Genomic DNA, 13,322 nt, shown 5'->3' with positions numbered 1-13,322 from the left:
TCCAGGCGTAGAGGAGGCGAAGATCCGATGTGCGGCATCGCGGGGTGGGCGGATTTCGAACGGTTTCCCGGCCGGGAACCACAGGTGCTCCAGGACATGACCGAGGCGATGGCGTGCCGGGGCCCGGACGCGCACGGCTGCTGGTTCGACGAGCACGTGGCTTTCGGCCACCGCAGGCTTTCGGTGATCGACCCGGCGGGCGGCAGCCAGCCGATGACGCTGGAGCACCTCGGCGCCACGGTGCTGACGATCGCCTACAGCGGCGAGGTCTACAACTACCGCGAGCTGCGCGCGGAACTCACCGCGCTCGGCCACCGGTTCCGGACCTCCAGCGACACTGAAGTGGTGCTGCACGCGTACCTGCAGTGGGGCACCGGGATGGCCCGGCGGCTGAACGGGATGTTCGCGTTCGCGATCTGGGACGCCCGCAGCGAGCGGCTGGTGCTCGTGCGCGACCGGCTCGGGATCAAACCGCTCTACTACTGCCCGGCAGGCCGCGGGCTGCTGTTCGGTTCGGAGGCGAAGGCGATCCTCGCGCATCCCGACGTGGCGCCGGTGGTGGACCGGGACGGGCTGCGCGAGCTGCTGGCCGGGGTCAAAACCCCGGAGCACGCGATCTTCCGCGGCATGCGGGAACTGCGGCCGGGACACCTGCTGGTCTTCGGCCGCGAGGGCAGGCGAATCGAGCGGTACTGGGCGTTGGAGGCACGCGAGCATCCGGACGATCTGCACACCACCGTGCGGACGGTCCGCGCGTTGCTCGAGGACATCGTGGAACGCCAGCTGGTCGCCGACGTCCCGCTGTGCACCCTGCTTTCCGGCGGCCTCGACTCCAGTGTGGTGACGGCGCTGGCGGCGCGCTCGCTCGCCGCTCAAGGCACCGGTCCGGTCCGGTCGTTCTCGGTCGATTTCGCGGGCAACGAACGGGATTTCGCCGCCAGCCTGGTGCACGAATCGCCGGACGCGCCGTTCGCCGCGGAAATGGCGCGGCACGTCGCGGCCGAGCACACGAACCTGGTGCTCGGGCTCGGCGAACTCGCCGCTTCCTCGACCCGGGCCGTGGTCCCGAGGGCGCACGACGTGCCCGCGGCCCTGCTCGGCGACGCGTTCGCCTCGTTGTACCTGCTGTTTCGCGCGGTCCGGGAACGGTCGACGGTGGCGCTGTCCGGGGAAGCCGCGGACGAACTGTTCGGCGGCTACCCGTGGTTCCACGTGCCGGAGCTGCGCGACGCGGACACTTTCCCATGGGTGGCCGCCGGGTACGACCTGCTCCCGGCGCTGTCCGGGCTGCTGGATCCCGGGCTGCTCGCGGACCTGGACGTCGAGGGCTACCGCGCTCAGCGGTACACCGAGGCGCTGGCGGAGGTGCCGGTGCTGCCCGGCGAGGACGCCGAGGCGCGGCGGATCCGCGAGGTCGGCTACCTCGCGGTGACCCGGTTCGTGCCGATGCTGCTGGACCGCAAGGACCGCATGAGCATGGCGGTCGGCCTCGAGGTGCGGGTGCCGTTCTGCGACCACCGGCTGGTCGACTACCTGTTCAACGTGCCGTGGCGGATGAAGTTCTTCGACGGCAAGGAAAAGAGCCTGCTGCGGGCGGCGGCGGGCGACCTGCTCCCCGAACCGGTGGCGAACCGCAAGAAGAGCGCGTACCCGATCACGCACGACCCGGGATACGACGCGGCACTGCGCGCCGAGTTCGCGCGGCTCGCGGGTTCTCCCGGCACCCCCGTGCACGCGCTGATCGACGGCGGCGCGACGGCTCGGCTCGGGTCCGCGAACGGCTGGCCGGCCCGGTCCGGGCTGGAGTTCATGGTGCAATTGGACTCCTGGCTCGCCGACCACGATCTGGCGCTGTGAACCCGGAAATCGCTGCCGCCGGACTGCCGCGCGGCCGCGCTGTGCGCCGACATCCGGTTGCCTCGGCCGAGGCCGCTCCGGTCGCGGCGAGTCCGCGGCGCGCGGACCTCGACCCCGGTGGCCGGACGGGCGTTGGCAACGGAAACCCCTTACGGCGAAAGCATTTCCTTCCGGCGCGCCCGGTGCCTCCGGACCGCGTCGCGGTTGACGCAGGCGTGGGTGCAATACCGCTGTGTCCCGCTGCGGGTGAAGTCGACGAACGCTCGGCGGCATTCCGCCGCGGCGCAGCGGCCGAGACGGTGCAGGCTGGTCGAGGTCAGGTACTGGGCCGCCGCCACGGAAGTCACCCCGCGCAATACCGCGGGCAGGCGCATCCCGTCGTCCTGGTAGTGCAGATGCCAGCTGTACCCGTCGTGCTCGGTGATCCTCGGGTAGGCCGCGGCCTCGGCCAGCAGGGCGTTCAGCAACCGGACCCGGTCGGCCTCGCCGGTCGAGTCGATGACCTCGCCCCACCGGTCCAGGAAGGCACTCACCTCCGGGAAGTCCTCGTCGGCGACGGGCGGGACCGGGCCCATCTCCGGCTCGTCCCAGCGTCCGACCAGGTCAGCGACGTCCGCCGGGCGATCGTTGGTGAGGCCGGTCACAAACTTGAGGAAACTCCGGTAGTAAGAGTTATGCGTCATAAGCCTATTACACCACGATCTTAGGTATGCCTCACTTGACGAGTCGCGCCGAACCCGCGGTGGCCGCGCCGTCCTGGGTTCCACTGATCGCCGCGTGCGTCGGCACGTTCCTGCTGCTGATCTACACCAGCATCGTCACCGTCGCGCTGCCCGCGATCGGAGCCGAGCTCGGCGCGGGATACGGGCAGCTGCAATGGATCGTGGACGTCTTCACGGTCGCGCTCGCCGGTCTGCTGCTGGGCTTCGGCTCGTTGAGCGATCTCCTCGGCCGCAAGCGCGTCTACCTCGCCGGGCTGGTCCTGTTCTCCGTCGCGACGCTCGCCTGCGGCCTCTCCGGAACGCCCGGCGAGCTGATCGCCGCGCGGGTCGTGCAGGGCGTCGCGGGCGCGGCGATGTTCGCGACGATCCTGCCGCTGGTCGGGCTGACCTACGAGGGCCGGGACCGCGCCCGTGCGTTCGCGGTCTGGGGAACGGTCGCCGGAGTGGCCAGCGCGGTGGGCACCTTCTCCGGCGGCGTGCTCGCGCAGGTGCTCGGCTGGCGCTGGATTTTCTTCGTCTCCCTGCCCATCTGCGCGGTCGCGATCGTCATGGCGGCGACGTCGTTGAAGGAGGGGCCGCGAGCGCGCGGCCGCACCGTCGACTACCCGGGCATCGCCACGTTCTCGCTCGCCGCGACGGGCCTCACCTATTCCGTCATCACCGGCGGCGATCGCGGATGGTCGTCTGCTGGCGCGGTGATCGGGTACCTGGTCACGGCGGTCGCCATCGGAGCGTTTGTGGTCGTCGAACGGCGCAGCAGCGCACCCATGGTGCCGACCGACTTGTTCGCGACGCGCCGGTTCCTCGGCGTTCTGCTCGTCGCGTTCAGCTACTACTTCGCCGGATTCGGTGCGCTGCCGGTGATTTCGCTGTGGCTGCAGAACGGGACCGGCCTCAGTTCGGCGGCGACGTCGGCGGTGCTGGCGCTGCAGGTGGTGGTGTTCGTCGCGGTGTCGGCGCTGATCAGCGGACGGTTGCACGCCAGGTCGCCGGGCCGGGTGCTGGGCGGCGCGACGATGCTGCTCGGCTTCGGCTGCTTGACCGCGGTCGCGGTGCTGCTCAGCCCGACCTGGATCGCCTTGCTGCCGGCGTTGGTCCTCACCGGAATCGGTGCGGGCATCGTGTCGCCGGTCTTCCCCGCGGTGGCGATCGCCTCGGTCCCCGCGGAGTACGGCGGCACAGCGGGCGCGGCCGCGAACAGCTCCCGGCAGCTCGGGCTGGCGCTCGGGATCGCGGTGTCCGGCGCGGTTTACGCGACCCGCGGCGAGGGGAGTGCCGGGGCGACGCACGGGGTGTTGCTGGTGTTGCTGGTGTGCGGCGTGCTCGCGGCAGTGAGCGGACTCACGGGCGGCTGGCTGCTTCGGGACGGCTCCGGGGGCAACGCTCAGGAATGAATTGACCGCTGTTTCGTCACCTGAAAGGAGGAAGCTGGAAACGGGGGACGATTGCTATTGTTCGGCCTTGCCAAAAACGTCTGTCCACAATGTACATTCAGCGTACGGGCGAGGTGACAAGTTCACCAGTCGATAGCAGTCCGCGCCGTGCCGCGCAAGGAACTTGGGTCGGTAAAACAGCTTTACCCGGTTGACATTCCCGGTCGGGACAAAACACTTCCAGCGGGTTCGTCCGCGATGCTTGAATGAGGCGGATGGCATTCGACCTGAACTGGGGAGATGTGTTCGGCCGTGTCCAGAAACTTCATTGTGTCCTGTCCTTTGCGCGGCAGCGTGCTGGCCTCGCCCGAGGCTGACGCGCTGGTCGAGCTGGTCACCAGTGAGTCCACTTTGTCCATGGGCGAGCACCGCTCGCGGTTCGAGCGGCAGTTCGCCGCGATGGTCGGAACCCGGCACGCGGTCTCGGTCACCAGCGGCACGGTCGCGGTGCAGCTCGCGGTCGAGATGCTCGATCTCGAGCCGGGCGACGAGGTCATCGCGACCCCGCAGACCTACCAGGCCACCGTCCAGCCGCTGCTCGACCACCGCGTGCGGGTCCGGTTCTGCGACGTCGACCCGGGTTCGCTCACCGTCGACCCGGCGTCGTTCGAGGCGCTGATCACCCCGCGCACCAAGGCTTTGCTGCTGGTGCACTACGGCGGCTGTCCCGCGGACATGGACGCGATCATGCGGATCGCCCGTGCGCACGGGGTGCTCGTCGTCGAGGACTGCGCGCACGCGCTCGGCGCCGGCTACCGCGGGCGGGCGCCGGGCGGGCTGGCCGACCTCGGCTGCTTCAGCTTCCAGAACTCCAAGAACATCACCACCCTCGGCGAGGGCGGCATGATCACCTGCGACAACGAGGTCTGGGCGCACCGGCTGCGGCGGTTGCGCGGCAACGACTACGACGGCCACCTCAGCACCTCGGCGCTGCCCGGCGAGGACGAACCGCTGCTGCTGCCGTGGATGAAGTACTCCGAAGGCGTATACCGCGACACGGTGCACCGGATCCGCCGAAGCGGCACGAACGCGACCATGTCCGAGGCCGCCGCCGCGGTCGGGGTGGTGCAGCTCGCGCGGCTGCCGGAATTGGCCGCGCTGCGCCGGGCGATCGCCTCGCGGCTGGACGAGGTGATCGACGGATATTCTTTCGTCACCCCGCAATCCGCCCCGGCGGGCAGCACGCACGCCTACCACCTCTACACCTGCTTCGCGGAAACCGCCGAACTGCGCGAGGAAATGGTGCTCGCGCTCGACCGCGGCGGAGTGGAGATCCAGCTCCGCTATTTCCCGCAGCATTTGCTCCCGGAATGGCGCCACCGCGGGCACGGGCCGGGCGAATGCCCGGTGGCGGAACGATTGTGGTTCAGCTCGCTGATCAACCTGCCGTGCCATCCGGGGCTGCGCCTGGCGCAGGTCGACTATCTGGTCGACACGCTGGACCGGGTGCTCGCCGACCTCAACGGGCCTGCCCCGGCGATGCTGGTGGCGGCCGGGGCGCGGGCGAGCGGCTCGTGATCGGCTTCGCGACACCCGGCGCGGTGCTGTCCGGCGCTCCGGTCTCGCTGCCGGTGCGGAACCTCGTGCTCGGCGGTTCGCCGCGGGTGGACGGCCCGGTCGCCGAACACGTCCGGATGCTGACCGGCCGCGATCCCGCGGTGCTGCCGCCGATCGTCGTGCAGCGCGACACGTTGCGCGTGATCGACGGCGAACACCGCGTGCGGGCGGCGGTGCTGCGCGAGGACGAGCGGATCCGCGCGGTGCTGTGCGAAGGCACCGAATCCGAGTGTTTCCTCTACGCGGTGCGGTCGAACATCGCGCACGGCCTTCCGCTGTCGCTGGAGAGCAGGCGGGCCGCGGCGGTGCGGATCGTGCGGGAATTCCCGGGCTGGTCGGACCACGTGGTAGCGGATCTGGCCGGGCTCTCGGACAAGACGGTGGGCGCGCTGCGGCGTTCGACCGCGGAAATTCCGGGGTCGAACACCGCGCGGGTCGGCCGCGACGGACGGGCGCGCCCGTTGTCCGCGGCCGAGGGACGCCGCCAGGCCGGTGCGCTGCTGGCCGAGGAGCCCGGCCTGTCCCTGCGCGAGGTCGCCCGCCGCGCCGGGATCTCGCTCGGCACCGCGCACGACGTGCGGCGGCGGCTGGATTCCGGCCAGGATCCGGTTCCGGACCAGCGGCGTCCGCGCGCCGAGACCGTGCCGGAAGCCCCGCCGCGGGTGGATGCGGCGCTGTTGTTGCGCCAGCTCCGCACGGACCCGGCGCTGCGTTCGAGCGAACCCGGGCGAGTGCTGCTGCACCTGCTCAACCTGACCGGACAGGCGCTCGGGCGCCGGTCGGACATCCTCGGCGCGGTGCCGCCGCACTGCCTGCCCGCCGTGGCCGCGATGGCCGAGGCCTACGCGCGGGACCTGTCCGGGCTCGCCGAGCAGATCCGCGCGGCGCTGCCGGATCCGCACTGAATGCCTTGCTGTGCCCCGCCGTCCGGAAAACCCCGGACAGCCCCTTCCGAACTCCCGCGCGCCCGGACGCGGGACAAGACCGTGAAAGGTATGGAGAGCTGTGCCATCCTCGCACCCGGCCCCGGCCGCGGAAGAGATCTTCGACCTGCTGACCGAAATCGGCATCGACGCCGAAACCCTGGCCGAGGCGGACTCCTCGACCCGGCTCCGCGCGGACCTCGCGCTCAGCTCGGTCGAGACGACTGACCTGCAACTGGAGCTCACCGCCCGGTTCGGGCTCGCGGTGAACCTGTGGGACACCGAGGACTACACCCTCGGCCGGCTCGCCGAACTGGCCGGTGCGGCGGTGCCCCGATGACCGGGGTGACCGGAGAACGCGCGCGGCGGTACCGGGAATCCGGGCTGTGGAACGACGAACTCGTGGTGACGCCGATCCGCCGGCAGTTCGCCGAAGCGGCGGGCCGGTGTGCCGTGGTCGACGGTGCGCGCCGCCTCGGCTACGCGGAACTCGGCGACGCGGTGGGCGTCGCGCGGGACCGGCTCGCCGGGTTGGGCGTGCGTCCTGGCGATCGGATCGCGGTCGCGCTGACCAACTGCGCCGAGTACGTCGTGCTCGTGCTGGCGGCGCTTGAACTCGGTGCCGCGCCGGTGCTGATCCTGCCTGCCTTCCGGGAACACGAGCTGGACCACGTCGTCGCGGTGACCGGGCCGGTGCTGCTGGCGGTGGACGCGTCCGGCCGGCGCAAGGAAGCGCTGACTGTCGCCCGCCGGCTGCGAGAACGCCATGCCGGGCTGAAAAACCTGCTCGTGCGCGGTGCTGAGACCACCGGGGACGAGGTGGATCTCGCGCTGTTGTGCGAACCCGGCGAGGAGACGCCGAGCGCGTGGAAGCCCGCGGCGGCCCCGTCCGACCCGGCGGTGTTCCTGCTTTCCGGCGGCACCACCGGTCTGCCCAAGGCGATCGCGCGGACGCACGAGGGTTACGGCTGCATGATCCGGCACGCGATCACCGTGAACGCGATGACCCGGGACGCGGTGAACCTGGTCGTGATGCCCGCCGAACACGGCTTCGTGATGAACTGCCCGGGCATTCTCGGTGCGTTGTCCGTCGGGGCGACCGTGGTCCTGAGTTCGCCCGAATCTCCTTCGGGTGCTTTCGAAATCATCGAACGAGAGCGGGTCACGCACAGCACGCTGGTGCCCTCGGTCGCGCTGCGCTGGAGTGCCGAAGCGAAGCGGACCAGCCGCGAGCTGTCGTCCCTCCGCGTACTGCTGGTCGGCGGTTCCCGGCTCGCGCCAGGGACGGCTGACGAACTCCGCGCCGCACTCGGCGGCACCGTTCAGCAGTGCTACGGGATGAGCGAGGGGTTGCTCTGCTACACCCGCCTGGACGACCCGGACGACGTCATCCGCGACACCCAGGGAAGGCCGTTGCTGCCCGAGGATGAGATCCGGGTGGTCGCCGCCGACGGTTCGGACGTCGAGCCCGGCGAGGAAGGGGAACTGCTCACTCGCGGGCCCTACACCGTCGCCGGGTACTACGCCAATCCCGAAGCGACCGCCGAAGCGTTCACGCCGGACGGCTTCTACCGCACCGGCGATCTCGTGCGCGTCGATCCCGGCGGAAACCTGGAGATTCTCGGGCGGCTGCGGGACGTGATCAACCGCGGCGGCGAGAAGATCTCCGCGGAGGAACTGGAAGCGATGGTGCTGCGGCATCCCTCGATCGCCCAAGCGGCCGGGGTCGCCGTGCCGCACGAGATCCACGGCGAGACGGTCTGCCTCTGCGTGGTGCCCGCACCCGGCGCCGAGCGGCCCGGGCTGCGCGAGGTGCGGAAGTTCCTGGACGCCCAGGGCCTTGCCCGGTACAAGTTCCCCGAACACCTCGTCGTGCTCGACGCCCTTCCGCTGACCGGCACCGGCAAGGTCGACAAAGTGGCACTGCGCCGGGACGCGGCCGGGTTGCGCGACGCCGCGATGCTGAGCGGGGCGCGAGGATGACCGGTTCCGCGTGGATCAAACGGATTCCCGGCGAGGGCCCGGTCCGGCAGCAACTGGTCTGCCTTCCGCACGCCGGGGGCGGCGCGTCGGCGTTCCGGCCGTGGCGGCCGCTGCTTCCGCCGGAGGTCGAACTGCTGGCCGTGCAGTACCCGGGCCGGGAGGACCGGACCGGCGAGCCCGCGCTGACCGATCTGGCGGAACTGGCCGAAGCCGCGGCCGACGCGCTGGCCGAGGTGCTCGACGCGCCGTACACCGTGTTCGGCCACAGCATGGGCGCGCTGGTCGGGTACGAGCTGCTGAATGTGGTGCGGCAGAACGGTTTTCCGGCACCGCGCCGGCTGATCGTGTCCAGCCAGTTCCCACCCGGGCTGCTGCCGGACCGGGGCGTCCGCGATTTCGGGGACGAGGCCGTGCTGGACCTCGTCGACTGGCTGGCCGGCGGGACCTCCGGCATCCGGGCCGATTCGCGGCTCAGCGCGTTCGTGGCCGGGCTCGTCCGCGCCGACTACGAGGCGGTCGAGACCTATCGGCCCGCGGCGGCGGAAATCACCGTCCCGGTCAATGCCTTCTGCGGGGCCGAGGATCCGGCGGTGAGCCCGGACGAGGTCGCGGGCTGGGCCGCGTGGTGCCGGGCCGGATTCGACCGGACTGTCTTTCCGGGCGGCCATTTCTACCTGCGCGAAGCGGCGGCGGAGACGGTCGCCGCGATCACCGGGATTCTTCGACGAGAGGACGTACTGGCATGAGTGCCGAGGAGCGGTTCGACGTGATCGTGATCGGCGGCGGTCCGATCGGCCTGTCCGCCGCGTGGCGGTCGGCGGTCGGCGGCGCGCGCGTGCTCGTCACCGACCGGTTCGGCTTCCTGAACGAGAGCTGCGGATCCAGCGGCGGCGAACGGCATTGGCGGGTGCAGTACACCCAGCCGGACATCTTCCGGCTCACGCTGGCGACCGCGCCGCTGTGGAAGGAACTGGAGGCCGACACCGGGCGCACGCTGGTGCACGAACTGGGCAGCCTGTGGTTCGGCGACACCCACGTGCCCACCAACGAGGGCCACATCGCCGACACCGCAGCGGCGATGGACGAGCTGTCCGTGCCCTACGAATGGTTGTCCGGCAAGGAAATCGAGCGCCGCTACGGATTCCGCAACCTGCCCGCCCATTTCGAGGGCTTCCTGCAGCCGAGCGGGGGAGCCATCGACGTGCGCGGCACGCTGGCCGCGCTGGTGCAGCAATGTCACCTGGGCGGCGTGCGGATGCAGTCGCCGGAACGGATTCTCGCGGTGGAGCCGGGGCCGGACGGCGTCGTGGTGCGCAGCGACCGGGCGACCTACCGCGCGGACAAAGTGGTGCTGGCGTCGAACGCGCACGTCAACGAGCTGATCCGGCCGTGGGGCGCGGGAGAACTGGACCTGCACACCTACGAGATGGCGCTGGTGACCTTGCGCGACCGGGGCGACGGCGTGCGCAGGCCGTTCTGGTTCGCCTTCCAGGAGCCGACCGCCGAGGACACCAACCTGTTCTACGGTTTCCCGCCCAATCCGTGGGCGAACGACGGGCTCGCCCGGCTCGGCCCGGACTTCGAGGTGGACGCGCTGGCCGACCCCGACCTCGCCACCGGCCGTCCGCAACCCGCGCACGTCGAGCGGGTGTCCGGCTGGGTGCGCGCGCATCTTCCCTGGCTGGACCCGGAACCGGTGTCGACCGGCACCTGTCTCGCGGTGCTGCCGGGCGATCCGCAGCGGCAGTTCTACCTCGGCACCGCCGAGGGCCTGGTCGACGGCGGCGAGAACGTCGTGGTCGCCGCGGGCGGCTGGGCGTTCAAGCTGGTCCCGCTGTTCGGCCGGATCTGCGCCGACCTGCTCTCCGACGACAAGACCGGGCACGACATCGCCCGGCACGCGTTGACCGGCCTCCGGGCCGCCGTCCAGTGAGTGCGGACCGGCGGATCGCCGTCGTCGGCATGGCGGGCCGGTTCCCCGGCGCGTCCAGCACGGCGGCGTTCTGGCGCAACCTTCGCGACGGGGTCGAATCCGTCGCGCCGCTCAGCGAAACCGAACTGCTCTCCGAAGGCGTGCCCGCCGACGAGATCGCGCACCCGGATTACGTGCCGGTGGCCGCGACGCTGGCGGAGCACGATCTGTTCGACGCCCGCTTCTTCGGCTTCGGCGCGCGCGAGGCGGCGCTACTGGACCCGCAGCACCGGGTGTTCCTCGAATGCGCCTGGCACGCGATGGAGGACGCGGGGATCCGGCCCGGCGACGCGACCGGCGGCGGAGTGTTCGCCTCGGCGGGAATGCCCGCGTACCTGATGTCGAACCTGCTCGACGGACGTCCGGTCGTGCTCGGCTCGGAGATCTTCGAACTGCAGATCCACAACGACAAGGACTACCTCGCCACCCGCATCGCGCACCGGCTCGGCCTGACCGGACCGGCGGTGAGCGTGCAGACCGCGTGCTCCGGCTCGCTCGTCGCGGTGCACCAGGCGGTGCGGGCGCTGCGCGCGGGCGAGTGCGAAATCGCGCTCGCCGGCGGGGTGTGCGTGCGGGTTCCGCACCGGGTCGGCTACCGCTGGGAACGCGGCATAGTGTTCTCGCGGGACGGGCACTGCCGTCCGTTCGACGCGGCGGCCTCCGGGACGGTGTTCGGGAACGGCGTCGGTGCCGTGGTGCTCAAACGGCTCGACGACGCGGTCGCGGCCGGGGACCGGGTGCTCGCGGTGCTCGCCGGATCGGCGGCGAACAACGACGGCGCGGGCAAGGTCGGCTTCACCGCGCCGAGCGCCGCCGGCCAGGAGGCAGTGGTGCGCGCCGCGCTGTCGGACGCGGACTTCGCACCGGACACGATCACCGCGGTGGAGGCGCACGGCACCGCGACCCCGATCGGCGACCCGATCGAAATCACCGCGCTGAGCCGGGCTTTCCGCACCTCGCGCACCGGGTTCTGCACGGTCGGCTCGGTGAAGGGCAACGTCGGGCACCTGGAGTCCGCGGCCGGGATCGCCGGGCTGATCAAGGCGATTCTCCAGCTCCAGCACGGGGTGCTGGCCCCGACGGCGCACTTCGCCGAGCCGAATCCGGCGATCGACTTCGCGAGCACGCCGTTCGTGGTGCGGACCGAGGCCCGGGAATGGGAGACCGGCGGGTCGCCGCGGCGGATCGGGGTCAGCGCGTTCGGCATCGGCGGGACCAACGCGCACGTCCTGCTCGAAGAAGCGGCCCGGCCGACGCCGACGCCGCCGGTTCGCCGTCCGCAAGTGCTGGTGCTGTCCGCGAAAACGAAGGAAGCGCTGGAGACGATGACCGGCGACCTGGCCGCGGTGCTTCGGGAACCAGACGCACCGGCTTTCGCGGACGTCGCTGCGACGTTGCGTCGTGGCCGCGAAACCTGGCGGTACCGGCGGGCGGTGGTGGTGACCGATTCGGCTGCCGCTCTCGCCGCGCCAGCGGCCGCGGCGTCGGCGAACAAGCCCCGCGTCGTGTGGATGTTCCCCGGGCAAGGCGCGCAGTATCCCGGCATGGGAGCGGAGTTCTATCGCGAACTGCCCGGTTATGCCGAGACTGTCGACGAATGCGTCCGGGAATTGACGCCGCGTCTCGGTGTCGACCTGCGGGAGCTGATGTTCTCGCCGGACACCGATCCGGCACGGCTGCGGGCGACTGAACTCGCGCAACCAGCGTTGTTCGTGACCTCCTACGCGCTCGCCAGCCAGCTGCTCGATTGGGATTGCCGCGCCGACGCCATGGTCGGCCACAGCCTGGGCGAACTGGTGGCAGCCTGCTTGTCGGGGGTGCTGTCGCTGCCGGACGCGCTGCGGTTCGTCGCGGAGCGAGGCCGGTTGATGGCGGAGCAGCCGCCGGGAGTGATGCTCGCCGTTTCCGCGGCGGAGGAGCGGATCAGCGGGTTGCTGTCCGGCGAAGTCACGGTCGCCGCGGTCAACGCGCCGGAGCTGTGCGTGCTGAGCGGGCCCGCGAAAGCGATCGAGAAATGCGCTGAAGTCCTTGCTGGGCAAGTGATCCAGCACAAACCGCTGCACACGTCGCACGCCTTCCACTCGGCGATGATGGACGGGGTCGTGCCGCGGCTGGCCGAATTCCTCGGCACGGCGCGGCTCAGCGAACCCGAGGTGCCGGTGTTCTCCGCGGTCACCGGTGCCTTGCTCACCGGCGAGCAGGCCGTCGATCCCGGGTATTGGGCGGCGCACGCGAGGGAACCGGTGCGCTTCGCCTCGGCTCTCGCCGGCGCGGCGGGCGGGCTGGTGCTGGAAGTCGGCCCCGGAGCCACGCTCGGCACGCTGGCGCGGGCGACGCTCGGCGACCGGGTCGCCGTGGCGCGCACTATGCCGCGCCCGAACGAAAACCGGCCCGAGCTGGAGGTGCTGCTGGGCGCGGTCAGCGCGCTCTGGCAGCGGGGCTGTCCGGTCGATCTGGAGGCGGTGCACGACGGGGCTGGTCAGACGGTCGCGTTGCCGGGGTACGCGTTCGCCCGGCAGCGGTACTGGATCGGGCGGCAGCCGGGCACGCCGGAACCGGCCGCAGTCCCGGCGGACGAAGCCGTTTCCCGGCCTGCCGAACTGAGCGGGAGCTTCGCCGCGCCGGACACCGAACTGCTCCGCCGGATCGTCGCGGTGTGGGAGGACGTCCTGCAGTACCGGCCGATCGGCGTGCACGACGATTTCTTCGAATTGGGCGGCCATTCGCTGCTCGCCGCGAAGCTGAGCGCCGGTCTCGCCGCCGCGCTCGGCCAAGAGATCTCGTTGCCGGACGTGATGGCGCGGCCCACCCCGGCCGCGTTCGCCGAGGCGCTGGAAAAGACCGTGCCCGCTGAGCCGAAGGAGTGAAGAGCGTG

Annotated in this window: 10 protein-coding genes; 9 read left to right on the top strand and 1 reads right to left on the bottom strand. The window is 71.1% G+C overall.

Annotated elements, in window-relative coordinates:
* Positions 1-27: 27 nt before the first annotated feature.
* Positions 28-1,857 (top strand): asparagine synthase (glutamine-hydrolyzing), encoded by a 1,830-nt coding sequence (asnB, locus tag DMP23_RS09365; RefSeq protein WP_337820790.1) that lies wholly within the window; start codon positions 28-30, stop codon positions 1,855-1,857.
* Positions 1,858-2,006: 149 nt separating this feature from the next.
* Here the strand turns inward: asnB and DMP23_RS09360 are convergent, their stop codons facing one another.
* Positions 2,007-2,540 carry a CGNR zinc finger domain-containing protein gene (locus tag DMP23_RS09360; protein WP_337820789.1) on the bottom strand — a complete coding sequence of 178 codons (534 nt, stop codon included), beginning with the start codon at positions 2,538-2,540 and terminating at the stop codon, positions 2,007-2,009.
* A 26-nt stretch (positions 2,541-2,566) separates the two neighbouring features.
* Here DMP23_RS09360 and DMP23_RS09355 point away from each other — a divergent pair, with 26 nt between their 5' ends.
* From DMP23_RS09355 to DMP23_RS09320, 8 genes are all read left to right on the top strand, one after another.
* Positions 2,567-3,973: an MFS transporter gene (locus DMP23_RS09355; RefSeq protein ID WP_337820788.1), complete on the top strand. Its 1,407-nt coding sequence runs from the start codon at positions 2,567-2,569 to the stop codon at positions 3,971-3,973.
* A gap of 291 nt (positions 3,974-4,264) precedes the next feature.
* A complete protein-coding gene (locus DMP23_RS09350; RefSeq protein WP_337820787.1) occupies positions 4,265-5,530 on the top strand; it encodes a DegT/DnrJ/EryC1/StrS family aminotransferase in 1,266 nt (421 codons plus the stop codon).
* The gene (locus DMP23_RS09345) at positions 5,527-6,474 is read left to right on the top strand and encodes a streptomycin biosynthesis protein (protein WP_337820786.1); all 948 of its coding nucleotides are present in this window, start codon (positions 5,527-5,529) and stop codon (positions 6,472-6,474) included. Before DMP23_RS09350 ends, DMP23_RS09345 begins: the two co-directional genes overlap by 4 nt.
* 100 nt (positions 6,475-6,574) lie before the next feature.
* Entirely contained in the window at positions 6,575-6,832 is a 258-nt protein-coding gene (locus DMP23_RS09340) for a hypothetical protein (RefSeq protein ID WP_051729097.1), read from the top strand.
* Positions 6,829-8,475: a (2,3-dihydroxybenzoyl)adenylate synthase gene (locus tag DMP23_RS09335; protein ID WP_337820785.1), complete on the top strand. Its 1,647-nt coding sequence runs from the start codon at positions 6,829-6,831 to the stop codon at positions 8,473-8,475. The genes DMP23_RS09340 and DMP23_RS09335 overlap by 4 nt, the downstream gene beginning before the upstream one ends.
* Positions 8,472-9,221: a thioesterase II family protein gene (locus DMP23_RS09330; RefSeq protein ID WP_337820784.1), complete on the top strand. Its 750-nt coding sequence runs from the start codon at positions 8,472-8,474 to the stop codon at positions 9,219-9,221. The genes DMP23_RS09335 and DMP23_RS09330 overlap by 4 nt, the downstream gene beginning before the upstream one ends.
* Complete coding sequence (locus DMP23_RS09325) at positions 9,218-10,408, top strand: NAD(P)/FAD-dependent oxidoreductase (RefSeq protein ID WP_337820783.1); 1,191 nt, start codon at positions 9,218-9,220, stop codon at positions 10,406-10,408. The genes DMP23_RS09330 and DMP23_RS09325 overlap by 4 nt, the downstream gene beginning before the upstream one ends.
* Entirely contained in the window at positions 10,405-13,314 is a 2,910-nt protein-coding gene (locus tag DMP23_RS09320; RefSeq protein ID WP_337820782.1) for a type I polyketide synthase, read from the top strand. The genes DMP23_RS09325 and DMP23_RS09320 overlap by 4 nt, the downstream gene beginning before the upstream one ends.
* Positions 13,315-13,322: the final 8 nt, after the last annotated feature.

It is taken from the genome of Amycolatopsis sp. A1MSW2902 (assembly GCF_017312175.1).
GTDB classification, from domain to species: domain Bacteria; phylum Actinomycetota; class Actinomycetes; order Mycobacteriales; family Pseudonocardiaceae; genus Amycolatopsis; species Amycolatopsis nivea.
The sequence above is the reverse complement of the archived record's forward strand: the minus strand, read 5'-3'. Positions and strand labels throughout refer to the sequence as shown.